Raw genomic sequence first — 24,876 nt, 5'->3', positions numbered from 1 at the left:
CTAGGGGTTGTGACCGCCGTCCGGCGACAATTACCTTTCGTCCGGCGCGTAAGACCTGGTGGGGGCTTAAACGCTATTTGTCTAGCAATTCGTGGTCGGCTGAATGGGTTTGGATCTTCGCGGCTTGTGGCGTCTGTGGACGGTATTGGGTCGCTGTTTCTTTCCGACCCGAAGAGGTGGCGTCAATGGCGACTGAAGATACGCTCCGGGAGTACCTGAAATGGGTGACGGCGGACCTTCACCAGACCAGGAGGAAGCTCGGCGAGCTTGAGGCGGCCAACCGCGAGCCGATCGCCATCGTCGGCATGGCCTGCCGGTTCCCGGGCGGGGTGGACTCGCCGGAGGAGCTGTGGGAGCTCGTCGACTCCGGCCGCGACGCCGTCTCCGCGTTCCCCGCCGACCGTGGCTGGGACCTGGCGCGGCTGTTCCACCCGGACCCCGACCACCCCGGCACGTCGTACGTCGCCGAGGGCGGCTTCGTCGACTCCGCCACCGACTTCGACGCCGCGTTCTTCGGCATCTCGCCGCGCGAGGCCCTCGCCATGGACCCCCAGCAGCGGCTGCTGCTGGAGACCTCGTGGGAGGCGTTCGAGCACGCCGGCATCGACCCCTCGACGCTGCGCGGCCACCAGGTCGGGGTGTTCGCCAGCACCACCGGCCAGGACTACGTGGGGCTGCTCCAGCAGCCGCCGCCCGGCACCGAGGGATACATCCTCACCGGCACCGCGGCCAGCGTCGTGTCCGGCCGGATCTCGTACGCGCTCGGCATCGAGGGACCCGCCGTCACCGTCGACACCGCCTGCTCGTCGTCGCTGGTCGCGCTGCACCTGGCCTGCCAGGCGCTGCGGCAGGGCGAGTGCACCCTGGCGCTGGCCGGCGGGGCCACCGTCATGTCCACCCCGTCCGCCTTCATCGGCTTCAGCCGGCAGCGGGGCCTGGCCATGGACGGCCGGGTCAAGTCGTTCGCCGCCGCCGCCGACGGCACCGCCTGGGGCGAGGGGGCCGGCCTGCTGCTGGTCGAGCGGCTCTCCGACGCCCGCCGCAACGGCCACCCGGTCCTCGCCGTGGTACGCGGCAGCGCGGTCAACCAGGACGGCGCGAGCAACGGGCTGACCGCCCCCAACGGCCCGTCCCAGCAGCGGGTCGTGCTCCAGGCGCTGGCCAGCGCCCGGCTCGCCCCGGAGCAGGTCGACGTCGTGGAGGCGCACGGTACTGGCACCACCCTCGGCGACCCCATCGAGGCGCAGGCGCTGCTGTCGACGTACGGGCAGGGCCGGCCGGCGGACCGGCCGCTGTGGCTCGGCTCGGTCAAGTCGAACATCGGCCACACCCAGGCCGCCGCAGGCGTGGCCGGCGTGATCAAGATGGTGATGGCGCTGCGGCACGACACCGTGCCCGCCACCCTGCACGTCGACGAGCCCACCCCCAACGTGGACTGGACGGCCGGCGCGGTCGCGCTGGCCACCGAGCCGCGGCCGTGGCCCGCCGGGGAGCAGCCCCGCCGCGCGGGCATCTCCTCCTTCGGCATGAGCGGCACCAACGCCCACGTGATCATCGAGGAGGCGCCCGCCGCCGACCCGGCCCCGGCGGACGCCCCGGACGCCCCCGACGCCGGCACCGTGCCGGCCGCCGCCGACACCGCCTGCGTCGACGGGGCCGGCCTCGTGCCGGTGCTGGTCTCCGCCCGCGACGCCGAGTCCCTGACCGCGCAGGGCACCCGCTGGGCCGACTGGCTCGACGGCCGCCCCGAGCTGCGGCTGACCGACGTCGGCTGGTCGTCGGTGCACACCAGGGCCAGCCTCGAACACCGCGCCGTACTGCTCGCCGCCGACCGCGCCGACCTGACCGCCGGCCTGCGCGCGCTGGCCGCCGGCGGCGACGCCCCGGGCCTGGTCACCGGCGCCGGCCCGCGCGGCGGCAAGCTCGCGTTCCTCTTCTCCGGCCAGGGCGCGCAGCGCAGCGGCATGGGCCGCGAGCTGGCCGCCGCGTTCCCCGTCTTCGGCCGGGCGCTGGCCGAGGTCTGCGCCGAGCTGGACCGGCACCTGCCCCGCCCGCTCACCCCGGTGCTCTTCGCGCCCGAGGGCGACGAGGCCGCCGGGCTGCTCAACCAGACCCTCTACACCCAGGCCGGCCTGTTCGCCGTCGAGGTCGCGCTGTTCCGGCTCCTGGAGAGCTGGGGGATCGTCCCGGACGTCCTGCTCGGCCACTCGATCGGCGAGCTGTCCGCCGCGCACGCGGCCGGCGTGCTGTCGCTGCCCGACGCCGCCACGCTCGTCGCGGCCCGGGGCCGGCTGATGCAGGCCCTGCCGGCCGGCGGCGCGATGCTGGCCGTCCAGCTCCCCGCCGACGCCGTCCGGGCCGCCCTGGCCGGCGTCGAGGACCGGGTCGCCGTGGCCGCCGTCAACGGGCCCACCGCCGTCGTCGTCTCCGGCGCGGCCGACGCCGTCGAGGAACTGGAGCGCCGCTGGGCCGACCAGGGCGTACGGACCAGGCCGCTGCGCGTCAGCCACGCCTTCCACAGTCCGCTGATGGAACCCATGCTCGCCGAGTTCGCCGCCGTGGTGCGCCGGCTGGAGCTGCACCCGCCGGCGCTGCCGATCGTGTCGAACCTGACCGGCGCGCTCGCCGACCCCGACGAGATCCGCACCGCCGACTACTGGGTGCGGCACGTGCGGGAGGCCGTCCGGTTCGCCGACGGCGTCGACCAGCTGCGCGCCCTCGGCGTGCGTACGTTCCTGGAGGTCGGCCCCAGCGGGGTGCTCACCGCGCTGGCCCGCGACGTCCTCACCGCCGCCGGCGCGGACGACGACACCGCCGCCGTGGCGCTGCTGCGCCGCGACCGCCCCGAGCCCGCGTCCGCGCTCACCGCCCTCGCCGAGCTGCACGTCGGCGGGGTCGAGGTCGGCTGGGCGCGGCTGTACGCGGGCGCCGAAGCCGCGCGGGTGCCGCTGCCCGGGTACGCCTTCCGCCGGCAGCGCTTCTGGCCCGAGCCGCCGCCCGCCCCCGACACCGTGGCGGCGGACGGCGACGACGAGTTCTGGACCGCCCTGGAACAGGCGGACGCCGACACCCTGCGCGGCGAGCTGGGCGACGACGACGAGCAGGTCCAGGCGCTGCTGCCGGCCCTGCCCGTGCTCACCTCGTGGCGCCGGTCCCGGCGGGAACGCTCCCTCGTGGACGGCTGGTCGTACCAGGTGACCTGGCAGCCCGTGCCGGTCGAGGAGGCCGACGCCCCGGCGGGCCGCTGGCTGGTCGTGCTGCCCGCCGACGACGCGCCGGCGTGGGCCGACGGCCTGACCGGGCTCTTCGGCGACGCCGAGTCGCCGGTGCTGCGCGTCGGCGCGGCGGACCTGGACCGCGCGGCCCTCGCCGCCCGGCTACGGGACCTGGTCGACGGCCGGCCCGTCGACGGCGTGCTCGCCGTGGTCGCCGGCCAGGACCGGTTGCTGCCCGAACACCCCGGCGTGACCCTCGCCGCCGCCGGCACCCTCGCCCTGGTCCAGGCCATGACCGACCTCGACCTGGTGGCGCCGCTGTGGTGCGTCACCAGCGGCGCCGTGGCGGCGGCCCCGGGCGACCGGGTCGCGCACCCGTTGCAGACCGAGGTCTGGGGCCTCGGCCGCGCCGCGGCCGTCGAGCAACCGCACCGCTGGGGCGGCCTGGTCGACCTGCCGGCCACCGTCGACGACGCCACCACCCGACGGCTCGCCGCCGTGCTGGCCGGCCACGGCGGCGAGGACCAGGTGGCCGTACGACCCGGCGGCACCTGGGCCCGACGGCTCACCCCGGCCCCGCCGGCGGCGGACGAGCCGTCCGCCGGCGACTGGTGCTCCGGCACCGTCCTGGTCACCGGCGGCACCGGCGCCCTCGGCGGCCACGTCACCCGCTGGCTGCTCGACCGCGGCGTCGGGCGGGTGGTCCTGGCCAGCCGCCGGGGCGCCGCCGCCCCGGCCGTGGCGGACCTGCTCGATGCGTACGGCGCCGACGGGCGGGTCACCGCCGCCACCTGCGACGTCACCGACCGGCGGTCCGTGGCGGAGCTGGTCGGGTCGCTGCCCGACCTGACCGCAGTCGTGCACGCCGCCGGCACCGACCAGCTCACCCCGCTGACCGACACCACCCTCGACGAGTTCTCGCACGTCGTCGCGGGCAAGGTGCTCGGCGCCCTGCACCTCGACGCGTGCCTCGCCGACCGCGAGCTGGGCGCGTTCGTCATGTTCTCCTCCATCTCCGGCGTGTGGGGCAGCGCCGGGCAGTGCGCCTACGGCGCCGGCAACTCCCTGCTGGACGCCCTGGCCGTCAACCGGCGCGACCGGGGCCTGCCGGCCACCGCCGTCTCCTGGACGGCCTGGGGCGGCGCGCACGGCATGGCCGCCGAGAACGTGGCCACCGAGCAGCTCAACCGGATGGGCCTGCCGCCCGTCGACCCGGAGAAGGCCCTCGTCGCCCTCGACCGGGCGCTGCGTCGCCCGACGCCCTGCGTGACCGTCGCCGACGTCGACTGGAGCCGGTTCCACCCCGCGTTCACCGTGGCCCGGCCCAGCCCCTTCCTGGGCGGCCTGCCGCAGGTGCGGGCGCTCGTCGCGCAGGAGGAGGCCGCCGCCACGCCCACGGGCGGGGTCGCCGCGCCGCTGCGCCACCTCGCGACACTGCCCGCGGCGGAGCAGGAGCGAGAGCTGCTGCGGCTGGTCAACGAGCAGACCGCCGCGGTGCTGGGCCACGCCACCCCCGACGAGCTGCGCGGCCGCCCGTTCAAGGACCTCGGCTTCGACTCGCTGACCGCCGTGGACTTCCGGGGACGGCTGAACACGGCCACCGGCCTGCGGCTGCCCACCACGCTGGTCTTCGACTACCCCACCCCCGCCGAACTGGCCGCGCACCTGCGCGAGCTGGTCTCCGGCGCCGCCCCCGCCGACGCCCCGCAGGCCGTCGTCGTCGACGCCGACGAGCCCGTCGCGATCGTCGGCATGGCCTGCCGCTACCCCGGCGGCGTCGACGGGCCGGAGACGTTCTGGCGGCTGGTCGCCGACGGCGTGGACGCCATCTCGCCGTTCCCCACCGACCGGGGCTGGGAGATCCCCGAACCGGCGGAGGGGACGCACCCGCCGGCGGGCGGCTTCCTCTACGACGTGGCGGACTTCGACCCCGCGTTCTTCGAGATCTCGCCCCGCGAGGCCCTCGCCATGGACCCGCAGCAGCGGCTCACCCTCGAGACGTCCTGGGAGGCGCTGGAACGGGCCGGGGTGGACCCGGCGACGCTGCGCGGCACCCGTACCGGCGTCTTCGTGGGCGCCTCCACCTCCGGCTACGGCACCGGCCTGACCGAGGTCCCTGAGGGCGTCGAGGGCTACCTGATGACCGGCGCCGCGCACAGCGTGATCTCCGGTCGGGTCGCGTACGCCCTCGGGCTGGAGGGACCCGCCGTCACCGTCGACACCGCCTGCTCCTCGTCCCTGGTGGCGCTGCACCTCGCCGGGGCGGCGCTGCGGCGCGGCGAGTGCGACCTGGCGCTGGCCGGCGGCGTGGCGGTGATGGCCACCCCGACGGCGTTCCAGGAGTTCTCCCGCCAGGGCGGCCTGGCCTCCGACGGGCGGTGCAAGTCCTTCGCCGCCACGGCGGACGGCACCGGCTGGTCCGAGGGCGTCGGCATGCTGCTCGTGCAGCGGCTCTCCGACGCCCGGCGGCAGGGCCGCCGCATCCTCGCCGTGGTACGGGGCTCCGCCGTCAACTCCGACGGCGCGTCGAACGGCCTGACCGCCCCCAACGGCCCCTCCCAGCAGCGGGTGATCCGGCAGGCCCTCGCCAGCGCCCGGCTGACGGTCACCGACGTGGACGTCGTCGAGGCGCACGGCACCGGCACCGTCCTCGGCGACCCGATCGAGGCGCAGGCGCTGCTGGCGACGTACGGGCAGGACCGGGGCGACGCCGGCCCGCTGCTGCTGGGCTCGGTCAAGTCGAACATGGGCCACGCGCAGGCCGCCGCCGGCGTGGCCGGCGTGATCAAGATGGTGCTGGCGATGCGGGAGGGCACCGTCCCGGCGTCGCTGCACGCGGACACCCCGTCGCCGCACATCGACTGGTCGGCCGGCGACGTGGAGCTGGTGACCCGGTCCCGGCCCTGGCCGGCGGTCGACCGGCCCCGCCGGGCGGCGGTCTCCTCGTTCGGCATCTCCGGCACCAACGCCCACGTGGTCGTCGAGCAGCCCGTCGACACCGACGCCGCCGGCGACGCCGAGCCGACCCCCGCCCCGGCCGCCGGGCTGCTGGGCGCCGACGCGGTGGTCTGGCCGGTCTCGGCCCGCTCGGCCTCCGCCCTGGCCGCGCAGGCGTCCCGGCTGGCCCGGCACCTACGCGCGCACCCCGGCCTCGCCCCGGCGGCGGTCGGCTGGTCCCTCGCCGCGACGCGCTCGGCGTTCGACCGGCGTGCCGTGGTGCTCGGCGCCACCCCCGGCGAGCTGCTGGCCGGCCTGGACGCCCTCGCGGCCGGCACGCCGGCCGGCAACGTGGTGACCGGCACCGTCGCCAACCACGGCGCGGGCCCGGTGTTCGTCTTCCCGGCCGCCGCCCCGGCGGGCGCGGCGGCCGACCTGGTGGGCCGCTGCCCGGTCTTCGACGACGCCCTCGCCGAGTGCCGGCAGGCCCTCGCCCCCTGGGTGGACGTCGACCCGGCCGCCCTGCTCACCGGCTCCGACCCCTCCTGGGCCGAGCGGCCGGAGCTGGCCCGGCCCGTCCTGTTCGCCGTCGGCGTGGCGCTCGCCGCCGTCTGGCGGCACGCCGGGCTCGCCCCGGCCGCGGTCGTCGGCGACGGCGACGGCGAGGTCGTGGCCGCCTGCGTCGCGGGCCTGCTGTCCCTGCCCGACGCCGCCCGCACGGTGGCGCTGCGGGCCCGGGCCGCCGCCGGCGACCTGGACCCCGAGGGCCTCCGCGCCGCCCTGGCGGGGATCGCGCCGCAGCCCGGCACCGCTCGGCTGGCCTCCACCGTCACCGGGGACTGGACCGACCCGGCCGGCCTCGGTCCGGACCACTGGGCCGCGCTCGGGACCGGTGCTCCGTCGGCCGCCGACGGGGACGCGGGAACGGAGCGGCTCGACGCCGCCCTGCGCGCCGCCGTCGCGGCCGGACACGTGACCTTCGTGGAGGTCTCGCCGACACCGGCGCTGGCCGCCCGGGTCGCCGCCGTGCTCGACGCGACCGGCACCACCGGCCACGTCCTGGACACCCTCGACGGGCCGGACGACGCCGCCACCCGGCTGCTGACCGGCCTCGCCACCGCGTACACCCTCGGCCTGGCGGTGGAGCACCGCCGGCTGCTGCCCGAGGCCGAGCCGGTCGACCTGCCCACGTACGCCTTCGACCGGCACCGCTACTGGCTGGAGCGCACCGGCGCACACCGTTCCGTCCTGCCCGCCGTCGGCCTCGACGTGGTCGACCACCCGCTGCTCAGCGCGGTGGCCGACCTGCCCGGCGACGAGGGCCTGCTGTTCACCGGCCGGATCACCCTCACCACCCACCCGTGGCTCGCCGACCACGCCGTGCTGGGCACGGTGCTGCTGCCCGGGACGGCCCTGGTGGAGCTGGCGTCCTGGACCGGCCGGCAGGCCGGCGCGGCGACGGTCGCCGAGCTGAACCTGGAGGCGCCGCTGGCGATCCCCACCGAGGGTGGCATCGACCTGCGGGTCCGCGTCGGCCCGCCGGACGAGACCGGGCACCGGCCCGTCGCCATCCACACCCGGCGCGACGACGACACCGGACCCGACGGCGCCCGGGCCTGGCAGCGGCACGCCTCCGGCCAGCTCGCCGACACCGTCGACCCGGACCCCGCTCCGGCCGCCGTGTGGCCGCCCGCCGACGCCGAGCCGATCGCCCTCGACGGGCTCTACGCCCGGCTCGCCGCCCAGGGCTACCACTACGGCCCCGCCTTCCGCGCGCTGCGCGCCGCGTGGCGCTCGGGCCCGGACATCCTCGCCGAGGTCGCCCTCGACGCCGACGCGTCCACCGACACCACGGCCTTCTCGGTGCACCCGGCCCTGATGGACGCGGCGCTGCACGCCATCGGCGCCAGCGCCACGGCCGGCGCCACCGGCGCCACCGGCGCCACCGCGGACGGCGGCGCGCCGGCCACCGCCGGCGGCCCCGACATCCGCCCGGGCCTGCCGTTCACCTGGTCGGGCGTCACCATCCGGCCCACCCGCGCCCGCGAGCTGCGGATCCGGCTGCGCGCCACCGACGCCGGGTCCGTGGCCCTGACCATCACCGACACCGGCGCCACCCCGGTCGCCTCCGTCGACGGCCTGGTCCTGCGGCCCATCTCCGGCGAGCAGCTCAGCGCCGCCCGCCGCTCGGCCAGCCGGTCCCTGCACCGCCTCGACTGGGTCGCCCCCGCCGCCGGCCGCGCCGACGGCACCCCCCGGCTCGTCGTCCTCGGCGACGACTGGCCCGGCACCGACCGGCATCCGGACCTCTCCGCGCTGGTCGCCGACGTCCGCGCGGGCGCTGCCGTGCCCGACGCGGTGGTGGTGACCTGCGCCGGACCGGCCGCCGACGAGCCGCACCCGGCCGCCCAGGCCCACCGCGTCGCCCACCGCACGCTCGCGCTGGCCCAGCAGTGGCTCGCCGAGGAGGCCCTCACCGCCGCCCGGCTGGTGGTGGTCACCCGCGGCGCGGTCCGGGTCGACCCGGACGAGCGGATCGCCGACGTACCGGCCGCCACCGCCTGGGGCCTGCTGCGCTCCGCCCAGTCGGAGAACCCCGACCGGATCGTGCTCCTCGACGTCGACGACGACGCTTCGGCCGCCGCGCTGCTGCCGGCGGCCCTGGCCACCGGCGAACCCCAGCTCGCCGTACGCGCCGGCCAGCTCCGGGTGCCCCGGCTGACCCGGCTCGGGCCGCCCCCGGCCGAGGCGCCCGGCCCCGACCTGGCCGCCGGCACCGTCCTGGTGACCGGGGCGACCGGCCTGCTCGGGCGGCTCGTGGCGCGGCGGCTGGTGACCCGGCACGACGTACGGCACCTGCTGCTGGTCAGCCGCAGCGGGGCGGACGCCCCGGGCGTCGCCGCGCTGGTCGACGAGCTGGCCGAGCTGGGCGCCACCGCCCGGGTGGTCGCCTGCGACGTCACCGACCGCGACGCGCTCGCCCTGCTGGTCGACCAGCTCCCCGCCGACCTGCCGCTGACCGGCGTGGTACACGCGGCCGGGGTGCTCGACGACGGCGTCCTGCCCGCGCTCACCCCGGACCGCTTCGACACCGTGCTGCGCCCCAAGGTCGACGCGGCCTGGCACCTGCACGAGCTGACGGAGAAGCTGGACCTGGCCGCGTTCGTGCTCTTCTCCTCGGCCGCCGGCCTCTTCGGTGGCCCCGGACAGGCCAACCACGCGGCGGCGAACTGCTTCCTCGACGCCCTCGCCCAGCACCGGCACGACCGGGGACTCCCGGCGCTCTCGCTGGCCTGGGGGCCGTGGGTCAACGACACCGGCGACGGGCAGACCGGGCACGTCGACGAGGCCCGGATGAACCGGGGCGGCTTCGTCCCGCTCGGCGCCGAGGAGGGCATGGACCTGTTCAGCGAGGCTCTGCGCTTCGCCGAGCCGGTGGTCGTACCGGTCAACCTGGACCTCGCGCTGATCGGCCGGCACGGGCCGGCGGCGGTGCCGCCGGTGCTGCGGTCGCTGGTCCGCCCGGCGACGACCGGCGCGGCCCGGGCCGCCGAGCGCGACCCCGCCGAGGCGCTGCGGGAGACCCTCGCCGCCACGGCGGAGGCCGACCGCGACCAGGTGCTCTCCGACCTGGTCCGCACCCACGCCGCCGCCGTCCTCGGCTACGCGTCGATCCGCTCGATCGACGCCGAGCGCGGCTTCGTCGAGCTGGGCTTCGACTCGCTGACCGCCGTCGAGTTCCGCAACCGGCTCAACGCGGCCACCGGCCTGCGGCTGCCGTCCACGCTGATCTACGACCGGCCGACCACGGCCGCGCTGGTCGAGTACCTGCGGGGCGCGCTGCTGGCGGAGCGGAGCACGTCCGCGCTGACGGTGCTCGGCGAGCTAAACAAGCTGGAGCACGCCATGCGCGCGGTGGCCACCGGTGACACCGACCGGGCCGCCGTCGGCGCCCGGCTGCGCGAACTGCTCTCCCTGTGGACCTACACCGAGTCCGGTGCGGAGGCCGCCGCCGACGAGGGCGCCAGCCTCGAGTCGGCCTCCGCCGAAGAGATCTTCAGCCTGCTGGACGAAGAGTTCGGCTCGGCCTGATCCGGCATGTCGCACACCTCGAACCCCGATACGGAGTGGCCCGATGCCCACTGAGGCAGAGTTCCTCGACTACCTCCGGCGTGCCACTGCCGACCTGCGCGACGCGCGCCGGCGGGTACGCGAGGTGGAGGCCAAGGACCGCGAGCCGATGGCCGTCATCGGCATGGCGTGCCGGTTCCCGGGCGGCGTGTCCAGCCCGGCCGAGCTGTGGGACCTCGTCGACCGGGGCGGCGACGGCGTGGGCGACTTCCCGACCGACCGGGGCTGGGACCTGGAGCGGCTCTTCCACGTCGACCCGGACAACCCGGGCACGTCGACCAGCAGCCAGGGCGGCTTCCTCTACGACGCGCCGCAGTTCGACCCGGGCTTCTTCGGCATCAGCCCCCGCGAGGCGCTGGCGATGGACCCGCACCAGCGACTGCTGCTGGAGACGTCCTGGGAGGCGTTCGAACACGCCGGCATCGACCCGCAGCGGCTGCGCGGCAGCCGGACCGGCGTGTTCGCCGGGGTGATGTACCACGACTACGCGTCGCGGGTGCTGGACCTGCCCGACGGCGTCGAGGGCTACATCGGCACCGGCAACTCCGGCAGCGTCGTGTCGGGGCGGGTGGCGTACACCTTCGGGCTGGAGGGCCCGGCCGTCACGGTGGACACGGCGTGCTCGTCGTCCCTGGTCGCCGTGCACCTGGCCACGCAGGCGCTGCGCCAGCGGGACTGCGACTTCGCGCTCGCCGGCGGCGTCACGGTCATGTCCACCCCCGGCACCTTCGCCGACTTCTCCCGCCAGCGGGGCCTGGCCTCGGACGGCCGGTGCAAGTCGTTCGCCGCCGCCGCCGACGGCACCGGCTGGTCCGAGGGCGTCGGGGTGCTGCTGTTGCAGCGGCTCTCCGACGCCCGCCGCGACGGCCGGCGGATCCTCGCCGTGGTCCGGGGCAGCGCCGTCAACCAGGACGGCGCCAGCAGCGGGCTCACCGCCCCGAACGGCCCGTCGCAGGAGCGGGTCATCCGGCAGGCCCTCGCGAACGCCCGGCTCTCGCCGGCCGACGTCGACGTGGTCGAGGCGCACGGCACCGGCACCACCCTCGGCGACCCGATCGAGGCGCAGGCGCTGCTGGCGACGTACGGGCAGGACCGGGGCGACGGCGGGCCGCTCTGGCTGGGCTCGGTCAAGTCGAACCTGGGCCACACGCAGGCCGCCGCCGGCGCCGCCGGTCTGATCAAGATGATCGAGGCGATCCGGCACCGCACCATGCCCGCCACCCTGCACGTCGACGAGCCGTCCCCGCACATCGACTGGTCCGCCGGGCAGGTCTCGCTGCTGACCGAGGCGCGGGCATGGTCGGCCACCGACCGGCCGCGCCGGGCCGCCGTGTCGTCCTTCGGCATCAGCGGTACGAACGCACACGTCATCCTGGAGGAGGCGCCCGCCGACGACGCCCCGTCCACCGACGAGGCCCCGCCCGTCGCCGACGCGCCGGTCACGCTCCCGCTCGCCCCGGTGTTCCTCTCCGCCCGTACGCCCGAGGCGCTCGCCGGGCAGGCCGGGCGCTGGGCCGACCACCTCGCCCGCGTCGACTCCCTGCGTCCGGTGGACGTCGCGGTCTCCTCGGTCAACCGCGCGGGGCTCGAACACCGCGCGGTCGTCCTGGCCGGCGACGCGGACGACCTGCTCGCCGGGCTGCGGGCCCTCGCCGCCGGCGAGCCCACCGGCACCGTCACCACCGCGGCGTCGGCCCCGCGCGGCCGGGTGGCCTTCCTCTTCTCCGGCCAGGGCGCGCAGCGCGCCGGCATGGGTCGCGAGCTGTACGCGGCCTTCCCGGTCTTCGCCGCCGCCCTCGACGAGGCGTGCGGACACCTGGACCCGTTGCTGCCGCGCGCGTTGCGGGAGGTGCTGTTCGCCGGGGCGGGTACGCCCGAGGCGGAGCTGCTGGACCAGACGGTGTTCACCCAGGCGGGGCTGTTCGCCGTCGAGGTGGCCCTGTTCCGCCTGGTCGAGTCGTTCGGGGTGGTGCCGGACCTGGTGGCCGGGCACTCCATCGGCGAGATCGCGGCGGCGCACGTGGCGGGGGTGCTCTCCCTGGCCGACGCGTGCGCGCTGGTCGCCGCGCGCGGCCGGCTCATGCAGGCCCTGCCGGCCGGCGGCGGCATGCTCGCCGTGGCCGCCGACGAGGCCGCCGTCGCCGCGTCCCTCGCCGGGCTGCCCGGCCGGCTGGACGTGGCCGCCGTGAACGGCCCCGCCGCCGTGGTGGTCGCGGGCGACGTCGAGGCCCTCGACGAGGTGCAGCGGCTGTGGTCGGAGCGGGGCGCGCAGACCCGCCGGCTGCGGGTCAGCCACGCCTTCCACAGCGCCCGGATGGACCCGATGCTGGCCGAGTTCGCGGCCGTCGCCGAGGGGTTGGCGTTCCGGCCGCCGACGATCCCGGTCGTGTCGAACCTGACCGGTCGCGTCGCCGACGCCGACCAGCTCTGCGACCCGGGCTACTGGGTGCGCCACGTACGCGGCACCGTGCGCTTCGCCGACGCCGTCGACTGCCTGCGCGCCGAGGAGGTCGACACCTACCTGGAGGTGGGGCCGAACGGCGTCCTGACCGCCATGGCGCAGAACTGCCTCGCCGAGCGCGCGGACGACGAACCGGCGCCCCTGCTGGTGCCGGCGTCGCGCCACGACCGGCCCGAGCCGCAGGCCCTCCTGGAGGCCCTCGCGTCGCTGCACGTGCACGGCGTGACCGTCGGCTGGGCGGACCTGCTCGGCCGGGCCGGCGGCCGGCACCTGGACCTGCCGACGTACGCCTTCCAGCACCAGCGGTACTGGCTGGAACCGGCGGGCCGGTGGACGGACGTCTCCGGGGCGGGCCTCGGGGCGGCCGGGCACCCGCTGCTCGGCGCTGCCGTCTCCGTGGCCGGCGAGGACATGGTGGTGCTGACCGGCCGCCTGTCCACGTCGACGCACGCGTGGCTCGCCGACCACTCCGTCTCCGGCGCGGTCATCGTGCCGGGCGCCGCCCTGGTGGAGTTGGCGGTGCGGGCGGGCGACGAGGTGGGTGCGTCGCGGGTGCGGGAGTTGACCGTGGCCGCGCCGCTGGTGCTGCCGTCGGCGGGTGCGGTTCGGGTGCAGGTGCGCGTCGGCGCGGCCGACGAGGCGGGCGGCCGGTCGGTGACCGTGCACTCGCAGCCGGAGGAGGCCGTCGACCCGGAGTGGGTCCGGCACGCGGAGGGTGTGCTGGAGCCGGCGTCGGCCGACGAGCCGGGCGTGGGGGAGTGGCCGCCGGCCGGCGCGTCCGAGGTGGACGTGGCGGGCTGGTATCCGGCGTTGGCCGAGCGCGGCCTGTCGTACGGGCCGGTGTTCCGGGGGCTGCGCCGGGTGTGGACCGCCGGTGGCGACGAGGTGTACGCCGAGGTCGCGTTGCCGGACGAGGTGGCGGGCGACGCGGCGGGCTTCGGGGTGCACCCGGCGTTGCTGGACGCGGCCCTGCACCCGATCGGGCTGCTGCCGGGCTCGGAGGGTTCGGGCGGGCCGCGCGTGCCGTTCGCGTTCGAGGGTGTGCAGGTGCACGCCTCGGGCGCGCGGGTGTTGCGGGTGCGGTTGACGCGCGTGGGTTCGGCGGTGCGGCTGGTCGCGTGCGACGAGTCGGGTGCGGCCGTGGTGTCGGTCGACTCCCTGGCGCTGCGGGAGCTGACCGGGGTGTCGTCGTCCCCCGGCGAGGCGGCCCGGTCGTTGTTCGAGGTCGCCTGGCAGGCCCAGGAGGTCAGCCCGGCCGGGGACGTCTCCGGGTGGGGGCTGGTGGGCTCGCCGGTCGGCGTGGACCTGCCGGCGTACGTCGACGTCGAGGCGGCCGCCGGGTCGTCGGGCGTGGCGCCGCGCCTGCTGCTGGTGCCGGCGGGCGGCGCGCAACGTCCCGACCACGCAGGCGCGCCGGACGCCGGCCACGACAACGACCCCGAGGCGGTACGCGCCGCGACGTCGCACGTGCTGGCAGTCGTCCAGTCCTGGCTGGCGGCGGACGCGCTGGCGGATTCGCGGCTCGTGGTGGTGACCCGGGGCGCGGTCTCGGTCGGTGCCGACGACCGGGTGGCCGACCTGGCGGGCGCGGCGGTGTGGGGTCTGCTGCGCTCGGCGCAGTCGGAGCACCCGGGTCGCATCGTCCTGGCGGATGTCGACGGCGACGTGGACGCCGGGCTGCTGGGTGTGCTGACCACGGTGGCCGACGAGCCGGTGTCGTTCGGCGGTCAGGTGGCGGTGCGCTCCGGTGGGGTGTTCGTGCCGCGTCTGGTGCGTGCGGTGGCCCCGTCGTCGGTGAAGGCGCCGGTCGTGGGTGACGGTGCGGTGCTGGTGACCGGTGGTACGGGCGCGCTGGGTGCGTTGGTGGCGGAGCACCTGGTGTCGGTGCACGGCGTGCGGTCGCTGGTGCTGGTGTCGCGACGTGGTCCGGAAGCCACCGGTGCGGGTGAGCTGTCGGCGCGGCTGTCGGCGTCGGGTGCGTCGGTGCGGGTGGTCGCGTGCGACGTGACCGACCGGGATCAGGTCGGCGCGCTGGTGGCCGAGGTTTCCGCCTCGGGTCGTCTGGCGGGTGTGGTGCACACGGCCGGCGTGCTCGACGACGGTGTCGTGGAGGGGCTGACGGCGGAGCGTCTGGCGGGGGTGTTGGCGCCGAAGGTGTCGGCGGGTTGGTTGTTGCACGAGGCGACGGCGGGCCTGGATCTGGACTTGTTCGTGGTGTTCTCGTCGGTGGCGGGTGTGTTGGGTTCGCCGGGTCAGTCGGCGTACGCGGCGGGTAACGCGTTCCTGGACGCCCTGGCGGCGTACCGGCGGCAGTCGGGTCTGCCGGCCGTCAGCCTCGCCTGGGGCATGTGGGACACGGACGGCATGGCCGCCTCCCTCGACGACGCGGACCGGGCGCGATCGACCCGGGGCGGCGTCACCGCGATGAGCGCCGAGACCGGGCTGCGGCTGTTCGACGCCGCCCTGGCCGCCGACCGGCCGGCCCTGGTGCCCGCCGTGATCGACCTGGTCGCCCTCCGGGCCGCCGCCGGCGCCGGCCTGGTGCCGCCGATGCTCCGCAACCTGGTCGGCACGACCACGACCCGCCGCCAGGCGGGACAGGGCACCACCTGGGCGACCCGCATCGGCGGCCTGAGCGCCGACGAGGCGCGCGCCCAGCTCGACGTGCTCGTACGCGGCCTCGTCGCGCAGGTGCTCGGGCACGGCGGCGCGGAAGCCGTGCCGGCCGACCGGGCGTTCCGCGAGTTGGGCTTCGACTCGCTGACCGCCGTCGACCTGCGCAACCGCGTGAACGCGGCCACCGGCCTGCGGCTGCCCTCGACGCTGGTCTTCGACTACCCGACGCCCCAGGCGCTCGCCGCCCACGTGCACGCCGAACTGGCCGGCGCCGCCGGCGGTCCCGCCGCGCCGGGCGCGCGGACCACGACCCGGGTCGACGAACCGCTCGCCATCGTCGGCATGGCCTGCCGCTACCCCGGCGGCGTCGAGACGCCCGACCAGCTGTGGGCGCTGCTGGCCGCCGGCGGGGAGGGGATCGGGGAGTTCCCCACCGACCGCGGCTGGGACCTGGAGAGCCTGTTCGACCCCGACCCCGACCACCCCGGCACGTCGTACACGCGCCACGGTGGTTTCCTGTACGGTGCGGCGGAGTTCGACCCGGGCTTCTTCGGGATCTCGCCGCGTGAGGCCTTGGCGATGGATCCGCAGCAGCGGTTGCTGCTGGAGGCGTCGTGGGAGTCGTTCGAGTCCGCCGGGCTGGACCCGCAGCGGCTGCGGGGCAGCCGGACCGGTGTCTTCGCCGGGGTCATGTACCACGACTACGCCTCCCAGCTGATGGAGCTGGCCGACGAGGTCGAGGGCTACGTCGGCACCGGCAACTCCGGCAGCGTCCTGTCCGGCCGGGTCGCCTACACGTTCGGCCTCGAGGGCCCGGCGGTCACCGTCGACACGGCGTGCTCGTCCAGCCTCGTGGCGCTGCACCTCGCCGCGCAGGCGTTGCGCAGTGGTGAGTGTGATCTGGCGTTGGCCGGTGGTGTGACGGTGATGGCGACGCCGGGGACGTTCATCGAGTTCTCGCGGCAGCGGGGTCTGTCTGCCGACGGCCGGTGCAAGTCGTTCGCGGCGTCGGCCGACGGCACGGGCTGGTCCGAGGGCGTCGGGGTGCTGCTCGTGCAGCGCCTCTCCGACGCCCAGCGCGAAGGCCGGCGCATCTACGCGGTCGTGCGCGGTACGGCGGTGAACCAGGACGGCGCGTCGAACGGTCTGACCGCCCCGAACGGTCCGTCGCAGCAGCGGGTGATCCGCCAGGCCCTCGCCAACGCCCGCCTGACCCCGGCCGACGTGGACGCCGTGGAGGCGCACGGCACGGGCACCACCCTCGGTGACCCGATCGAGGCGCAGGCGTTGTTGGCGACGTACGGGCAGGAGCGTCCCGTCGACCGGCCGCTGCTGTTGGGGTCGGTGAAGTCGAACATCGGGCACACGCAGGCCGCCGCCGGTGTCGCCGGTGTGATCAAGATGGTGCTGGCGATGCGGCACGGTCTCGTGCCGCCGACCCTGCACGTGGACGAGCCTTCCCCGCACGTCGACTGGACCGCCGGGGCGGTCGCCCTCGCGACCGAGCCCACCCCCTGGCCGGTCGTGGACCGGCCGCGTCGGGCGGCGGTGTCGTCGTTCGGCATCTCCGGCACCAACGCCCACGTGATCATCGAGCAGTCGCCCGCCGAGGCGGTCGACGCGCCGTCCGCCGACCGGCCGCGCGCCGGCGTCGTACCCCTGCTGCTCTCCGCCGTGGACACCCCGGCGCTGCGCGACCAGGCGGCCCGGCTGGGCGCGCACCTGGCGGCACGCCCGGAGCTGGCGCCGGCCGACGTCGCGCACGCCCTGGTCACCACCCGGGCCGCGTTCGCCCACCGCGCCGTCATCCTCGGCCGCGACACCGTCGACCTGACGCGGGCCCTGGAGTCGTTCCACCTCGGCGAGGCCACCGCCGCCACCGTCACCGGCATCGCGGCGCGCGGCGCCGACCCGGTCCTCGTCTTCCCCGGCCACGGCGACCCGTGGCCCGCCGCGACCGCCGAGCTGCTCGACCGGGCACCGGAGTTCGCCGCCGCGATCACCGCCTGCGAGGCGGCCCTCGCCCCCCACGTGGACTGGTCACTCACCGCAGTGCTGCACGGCGCGGACGGCGCCCCGACCCCGGCCGACCCCGGGGTGGCGCCGGCCGTCCGGTGGGCCGTGGCGGTCTCGCTGGCCCGCTGGTGGCGCTCGCTCGGCGTACGACCCGCCGCCGTGCTCGGACACGCCCACGGCGAGGTCGCGGCCGCCTGCGTGGCCGGGGCGCTGTCGCTGGACGACGCGGCGAGGACGATCGCCCTCGGCGGCGGGGCCGAGGCCGGCCCGGACGCGCCGGCAGGGATCACCCTCCGGGCGGCCGAGGTGCCGCTGTACTCGGCGGCGACCGGCGGCACGGTCGACACCGACGGCCTCGATTCCGCCCGGTGGTACCGGGAACTGGCCGACGACGTCGACGCCGACCCGGTCGTACGCGCCCTGCTCGACGAGGGCCACCGGGTCCTCCTCGAGGTTGCCCCCGGGCCCGTGCTCGCCGCCGGCATCCGCGAGACCGCGCAGAGCGTCGCCGACGACGCCGTCGTGGTGGCCGCCGACGACACCGCAGCCGGCGGCTGGCACCGCGTGCTGGCAGTCCTCGCCGGGCTGCACGTGCACGGCGTGCCTGTGGACTGGACCGCGATCCTGGGCACCCGCACCGGCCCGCCGGTGGAGCTGCCCACGTACGCCTTCCAGCGCCAGCGCTACTGGCCGCAGGCGCCGGTGGCGACCGCCCCCGCCCTCGCCGGCTCCGACGAGGCGGACCGGCACTTCTGGGAGGCCGTGGAACGCGCCGACCCGCAGGCGCTCGCCGCCGCGATGCGGATCGACGAGACCACGGCCCGGTCCCTCGACCCCGCGCTGCCCCTGCTCTCCTCGTGGCGCCGGCGCCGCCGGGACGAGTCCACCGTGGACTCGTGGCGGTACCGGGTGACCTGGAAGCCGCTGACCGTCGCGCCGGAGGCCACCCTCTCCGGCACCTGGCTGCTGGTGGTGCCGGCGGCCGACGCCGACCACCCCCTGGTCGACGGCGCCGCCCGGGCACTGGGCGAGGGCGGGGCCGAGGTCGTCCGGATCGACGCGCCGGAGACGGACCGGCGGGCGCTGGCCGACCGGCTCGCGCGTACCGGCGGAGCCGTCGCCGGCGTGCTCTCCCTGCTCGGCCTGGACGACGCGCCGCACCCGACCCACCCGGTCGTGCCGGCGGGCCTCGCCGGCACGTACGCCCTGGTCCAGGCCCTCGGCGACGCCGGGATCACCGCGCCGCTGTGGTGCGCCACCGCCGGCGCGGTCTCCACCGGCCGGGCCGATCCCCTCGACCGCCCCCGGCAGGCGATGCTCTGGGGCCTCGGCCGGGTGGTCGCCCTCGAACACCCGGACCGCTGGGGCGGCCTGCTGGACCTGCCCACCGAGCTGGACCCCCGGGACCGGGCCCGGCTCGTGGCGGTGCTGGCCGGCGTCGAGGCGGAGGACCAGCTGGCGCTGCGCCCCTCCGGGGTGTTCGCCCGGCGACTGGTCCGGGCCCGCGCCGAGCGCACGGCGACCGGGGACTGGCGTCCCGCGAGCGGCGCCGTCCTGGTCACCGGCGGCCTCGGGTCGATCGGGGCCCAGGTCGCGCGCTGGCTGGCCCGCGAGGGCGTCGGCGAGCTGGTGCTGACCGGCCGCCAGGGCCCCGCCACGCCCGGAGCCGACGAGCTGGCGGACGAACTGCGCGCCGCCGGCGCCACCGTCACCGTGGCCGCCTGCGACGTCGCCGACCCCGCCGCCGTGCGGGCCCTCGTCGAGCGGCTGGCCGGGCAGGGCACCCGCATCGGGGCCGTGTTCCACACCGCCGGCGTCGCCCACGCCGCACCGGTCGCAACCACCGACGTCACCGAGCTCGCCGACGCCCTGCGGGCCAAGGTGGCCGGCGCGGTGAACCTCGACGAGGTGTGCGGCGACGAGCTGTCGGCGTTCGTGCTCTTCTCCTCCGGCGCGGGCGTCTGGGGCGGCGGGCACCAGGGCGGCTACGCCGCCGCCAACGCCTTCCTCGACGCGCTCGCCGAGGACCGGCGACGGCGCGGCCGGGCCGCCACCGCCATCGCCTGGGGCGCCTGGGACGGCGGCGGCATGGTCGACGCCGAGGGCGCCGCCGACCAGATGTTCCGCTCCGGCGTACGGGCCATGCGCCCCGACCTCGCGGTCTCCGTCCTGGCCGGGGCGCTCGACGACGGCGACACCACACTCACCGTGGCGGACATCGCCTGGGACCGGTTCCTGCAGACCTACACGCTGGCCCGCCCCCGGCCGCTGATCGCCGACGTCCCCGAGGTGGCGCGGCTGCTCGCCGGCGGTCGGCGCGACGGCGACACGCCCGACGCGGCCTCGCCCCTGCGCGGCCGGCTGGCCGGCCTCGCCGCGCCGGAACGCCGCCGGGTCCTGCTCGACCTCGTACGCGTCCACGCGGCGGCGGTGCTGCGGCTGGCCTCGCCGCAGGCGCTCGCGGCGGACCGGTCCTTCCGGGAGATCGGCTTCGACTCGCTCAGCGCCGTCGAGATGCGCAACCGCCTCGCCGAGGCGGTGGGGCTGAACCTGCCGGCGACCCTGGTGTTCGACCGCCCGACGCCCGACGCCCTCGCCGAGCACCTGGCGACCAGGATCACCGGCGACGACACCCCGGCGACCGCGCCCACGCGGGCCGCCACCGCGCTGGACGAGCCGATCGCCATCGTCTCGATGAGCTGCCGCTACCCCGGCGGCGTCGCCGGCCCCGAGGACCTGTGGCGACTGGTCGCCGAGGGGCGCGACGGGATCGCGGAGTTCCCGACCGACCGGGGCTGGGACCTGGCGGCGATCTACGACCCCGATCCCGACCGGCCCGGCACCTCATACGTGCGGGAGGGCGGCTTCCTCACCGATGCCGCCGGCTTCGACGCCGCCCTGTTCGGCATCTCCCCGCGCGAGGCGATGGTGATGGACCCGCAGCAGCGGGTGCTGCTGGAGAGCGCCTGGGAGCTGTTCGAGCGGGCCGGCACCGCGCCGGCCGACATGCGGGAGACCAACACCGGCGTCTTCGTCGGCACCAACGGCCAGGACTACGCGACGCTGCTGATGGCCGCCCGGGTCGAGACCGAGGGCTACCAGGCCACCGGCAACGTCGCCGCCGTCATCAGCGGTCGGCTGGCGTACCACTTCGGGTTGCAGGGCCCCGCCGTCAGCGTCGACACCGCCTGCTCGTCGTCGCTGGTGGCGCTGCACCTGGCCTGCCAGTCCCTGCGGCAGGGCGAGTGCGACGTCGCGGTCGCCGGTGGCGTGACGGTGATGGCCACCCCCGGCCCGTTCCTCGAGTTCGCCCGGCAGCGGGGGCTGGCCCTCGACGGCCGGTGCAAGTCGTTCGCCGGGGCCGCCGACGGCACCGGCTGGGGCGAGGGCGTCGGCCTGGTGATGTTGCAGCGGCTCTCCGACGCCCAGCGTGACGGTCGGCGGATCCTGGCCGTCGTCCGCGGCTCGGCGATGAACCAGGACGGCGCCAGCAACGGCCTGACCGCACCCAACGGGCCGGCCCAGGAGCGGGTGATCAGCCAGGCGCTGGCCAACGCGCGGCTGACCGCCGCCGACGTGGACGCCGTCGACGGGCACGGCACCGGCACCCGGCTCGGCGACCCGATCGAGGCACAGGCGCTGCTGGCCACCTACGGGCGCGACCGGCCCGCCGACCGGCCGCTCTGGCTCGGCTCCGTCAAGTCGAACATCGGCCACACCCAGGCCGCCGCCGGCGTCTCCGGTGTGATCAAGATGGTGCTGGCGCTCCAGCACGACCTGCTGCCGCCCACCCTGCACGTGGACGAGCCGTCGCCGCACGTGGACTGGTCGGCGGGCGCCGTCGCGCTGCTGACCGAGGCGCAGCCGTGGCCGGACGTCGACCGGCCGCGCCGGGCCGGCGTGTCGTCGTTCGGGGTCAGCGGCACCAACGTGCACGTCATCCTCGAACAGGCGCCCGCCGCGCCGCCGGCCGACGCCGGCACGCCCCGGCCGGCCGACGGGCCGCCGGTGCTGCCCTGGGTCGTCTCGGCCGACACCGCCGACAGCCTGCGGGCCCAGGCGGCACGGCTGGCCGACTGGCTGCCGGGCAGCGCGACGCCCGCCGCCGACGTGGCCCGGGCACTGGCCACCGGACGGTCCCCGCTGCGGCACCGCGCGGTGCTGCTCGCCGCGGACGCCGACGCCGCCCTCGCCGGCCTGCGGGCTCTCGCCGCCGGCCAGGACCACCCCGGCCTCGCCCGGGGCGTCGCCGAGCCCGGCGGCGCGCTGGCGGCGCTCTTCTCCGGCCAGGGCGCCCAGCACGCCGGGACGGGCCGTCGCCTGTACGAGACGTTCCCCGTCTTCGCGGCGACCCTCGACGAGGCGTGCCAGCACCTGGACGCGTACCTGCCGCGACCGCTGCGTCCGGTGCTGTTCGCCGAGCCCGGCACCGCGGAGGCCGACCTGCTCGACCAGACGGCCTTCACCCAGACCGGGCTCTTCGCCGTCGAGGTGGCGCTGTTCCGGCTCCTCGAACACTGGGGGATCCGGCCCGACTTCGTGGCCGGGCACTCCGTCGGGGAGATCAGCGCGGCCCACGTCGCCGGGGTGCTCGACCTGGCCGACGCCTGCGCGCTCGTCGGCAACCGGGGCCGGCTGATGCAGGCCCTGCCCGCCGGTGGCGGGATGCTCGCCGTCGCCGCGCCCGAGGTCGACGTGCTGCGGGCCCTGGACGGCACGGCGGGACAGGTCGCCGTCGCCGCCGTGAACGGGCCGGCCGCCGTCGTCGTCGCCGGCGCCGGGGACGCGCTGACCGGGCTGGCCGCCCACTTCGCCGACCTCGGGGTACGCACCAAGCGGCTGCGGGTCAGCCACGCCTTCCACAGCCCGCTGATGGAGCCGATGCTCGCCGAGTTCGCGGCCGTGGCGGCGACCCTGTCGTACGCCCCGCCGACGGTGCCGCTGGTGTCGAACCTGACCGGCACGGTCGTGGACGCCGAGCAGCTCTGCACCCCCGACTACTGGGTGCGCCACGTCCGGGAGGCGGTCCGCTTCGCCGACACCGTCACCCACCTGCACGCCAACGGGGTGACCCGGTTCCTGGAGATCGGGCCGGACACCGTGCTGACCGCCCTGACCGCCGACGCGCTGCCGGCGGACGCCCCGGTCGTCGTGACCGGCGTGCAGCGACCCGGCCAGGACGAGGTGGCCACCCTGCTCGGCGCGGTGGCCCGGCTGCACTGCCACGGCGTGCCCGTACGCTTCCCGGCGCTGCTGCCCGGCGCCGGCCCCGTCGACCTGCCCACGTACGCGTTCGCCCACCAGCGGTTCTGGCCGACCCTCGACGCGGCGCCGACGGGCACCCCGACCGGCACCCACGACGACGTCGACTCGGCGTTCTGGCGGGCCGTGGCGTCGGGCGACGGCGACGCGTTCGCCGGCCGGCTCGGCCTCGACGCGGACCGGCCGCTGCGGGAACTGCTGCCGGACCTGGACCGGTGGCGGCGCCAGCAGCAGGAGGACACCCTCGCCGGCGGCTGGCGCTACCGGATCACCTGGCGTCCGCAGGCGCTCGCCGCAGGTGCCGCCGACGGCACGTGGACCCTGGTCCACAGCGGCACCGATCAGCCGGTCGTCGACCGGCTCGCCGAGCTCGTCACCGCCCGGGGCGGCACCGTGCGGCAGCTCGCCGTCGACCCGGCCACGACCGACCGGACGGCGCTCGCCGGGCAGCTCGCCGGCGCCGCTCCCACCCGGATCGTGTCGCTGCTCGCCCTCGACGAGCGACCGCACCCCGAGCGCCCCGCCGTGCCCCTGGGCCTGACCGCGAACCTCGCCCTCGTGCAGGCCGTCACGGACGCGCTGCCCCCGGTGCCGCTGTGGCTGCTCACCCGGCAGGCCGTCGCCACCGGCGTCGACGACCCCGTCGCCCGCCCCGCCCAGGCCACCACGTGGGGCCTCGGCCTGGTGACCGCGCTGGAACACCCCCGGCACTGGGGTGGCCTGCTGGACCTGCCCGCCACGCTGGACACCGCCACCGCCGAGCACGTCCTGGCGGCGCTCACCGCCGCCGGCGACGAGGACCAGCTCGCGGTACGCGACTCCGGGACGTACCTGCGTCGACTCGCCCGCGCGCCCCGCACCGAGGCGCCGGCCGGCTGGCAGCCGCCGGACACCGTCCTGGTCACCGGCGGCACCGGCGCCGTCGGCCGGTACGCCGCCGGCTGGCTCGCCCGGCACGGCGCGCGCCGGCTGCTGCTGGTCAGCCGGCGCGGCGCGGCGGCCCCCGGGGCCGACGAGGCGGTGGCGGAACTGGCCGCCCTCGGCGCCGAGGCGCGGGTGCTGGCGTGCGACCTGGCCGACCGGGACGCGGTCGCGGACCTGGTGCGCTCCCTGCGCGCCGACGGCGAGACCGTGCACGCCGTGGTGCACGCCGCCGGGGTGGGCCGGCTCAACCCGGTCGCCGCGGTGACCGAGGCGGAACTCGCCGACGTCGTCTCCGGCAAGGTCGCCGGCGCCCGGCACCTGGACGAGTTCCTCGACCCGGAGCCGCTCGACCTGGTCGTGCACTTCTCCTCCATCGCCGCCGTCTGGGGCGTCGGCGACCACGGCGCGTACGCCGCCGGCAACGCCTTCCTGGACGCCTGGGCGCAGTCCCGGCCGGCCGGGAGCCCCCGGCACCTCTCGGTCAACTGGGGACCGTGGGCCGGCGGCGGCATGGTGACCGACGCGCACGCGGCGGCCATGAGCCGGCGCGGGGTGTCGCTGCTCGACCGGGAACCGGCGATGGCCGCCCTGCGCGCCGGCCTCGACGGCGACGACATCGCCCTCACGGTCGCCGACATCGACTGGGACCGCTTCGCGCCGGTCTTCGCCTCCGCCCGGCCCCGGCCGCTGATCAGTGAGATCGCCGAGGTTGCCGCCCAGGCCGCGGCGGCGCGCGCCGACGCCGAGGACGGCGACCAGGTCGCCGGCGAACTGCGCAAGCGGCTCGGTGAGCTGTCGCAGGCCGAGCAGGCGCGGCTGCTGGTGGACCTCATCCGCACCGCCGCCGGCGAGGTCATCGGCCACGACAGCCCGTACGCCGTGGAGGCCGGTCGGCCCTTCCGGGACCTCGGCTTCGACTCGCTCACCGCCGTGGAGCTGCGGGGGCGGCTGGCCCGCTCGACCGGGCTGAGCCTGCCCAGTTCGGTGGTGTTCGACTACCCGACCCCGCAGGCGCTGGCCGAGCACCTGCGGGCCGAACTGCTCAGCGAGGCGTCGGTGGAGGCGCTGCCGACGCTGGCGGAGCTGGACCAGTTGGAGAGCGCCCTCGCGCTGCGCGACCCGGACGACATCGGCCGGGTGCGGATCACGATGCGGCTGCACAGCCTGCTCGAACGGCTCGGCACCGCCGAGGAACGTCGGGAGGAGACCGCCGAGGTGGCCGACCGGCTGCGGGTGGCCAGCAACCAGGAGCTGTTCGACCTCATCGACCAGGACCTCGGGCTCTCCTGAGCCGTCCGGGGACCTGTGGTGTCA

At 76.9% G+C, this 24,876-nt stretch carries 2 protein-coding genes; both read left to right on the top strand.

Annotation, left to right across the window (positions count from 1 at the left end; all coding sequences use genetic code 11):
• Nucleotides 1–185: 185 nt before the first annotated feature.
• Nucleotides 186–10,244: a type I polyketide synthase gene (locus ACTMS2_RS21505; RefSeq protein ID WP_441176998.1), complete on the top strand. Its 10,059-nt coding sequence runs from the start codon at nt 186–188 to the stop codon at nt 10,242–10,244.
• Between the two features lie 43 nt (nt 10,245–10,287).
• A complete protein-coding gene (locus ACTMS2_RS21500) occupies nt 10,288–24,852 on the top strand; it encodes a type I polyketide synthase (RefSeq protein ID WP_441176997.1) in 14,565 nt (4,854 codons plus the stop codon).
• Nucleotides 24,853–24,876: the final 24 nt, after the last annotated feature.

Origin of the sequence: Micromonospora sp. SD12 (genome assembly GCF_052068495.1) — a bacterium.
Classification (GTDB): Bacteria; Actinomycetota; Actinomycetes; order Mycobacteriales; family Micromonosporaceae; genus Micromonospora; species Micromonospora echinofusca.
Note: the sequence above shows the minus strand (reverse complement) of the source record. Positions and strands in the feature narration are given on the sequence as shown.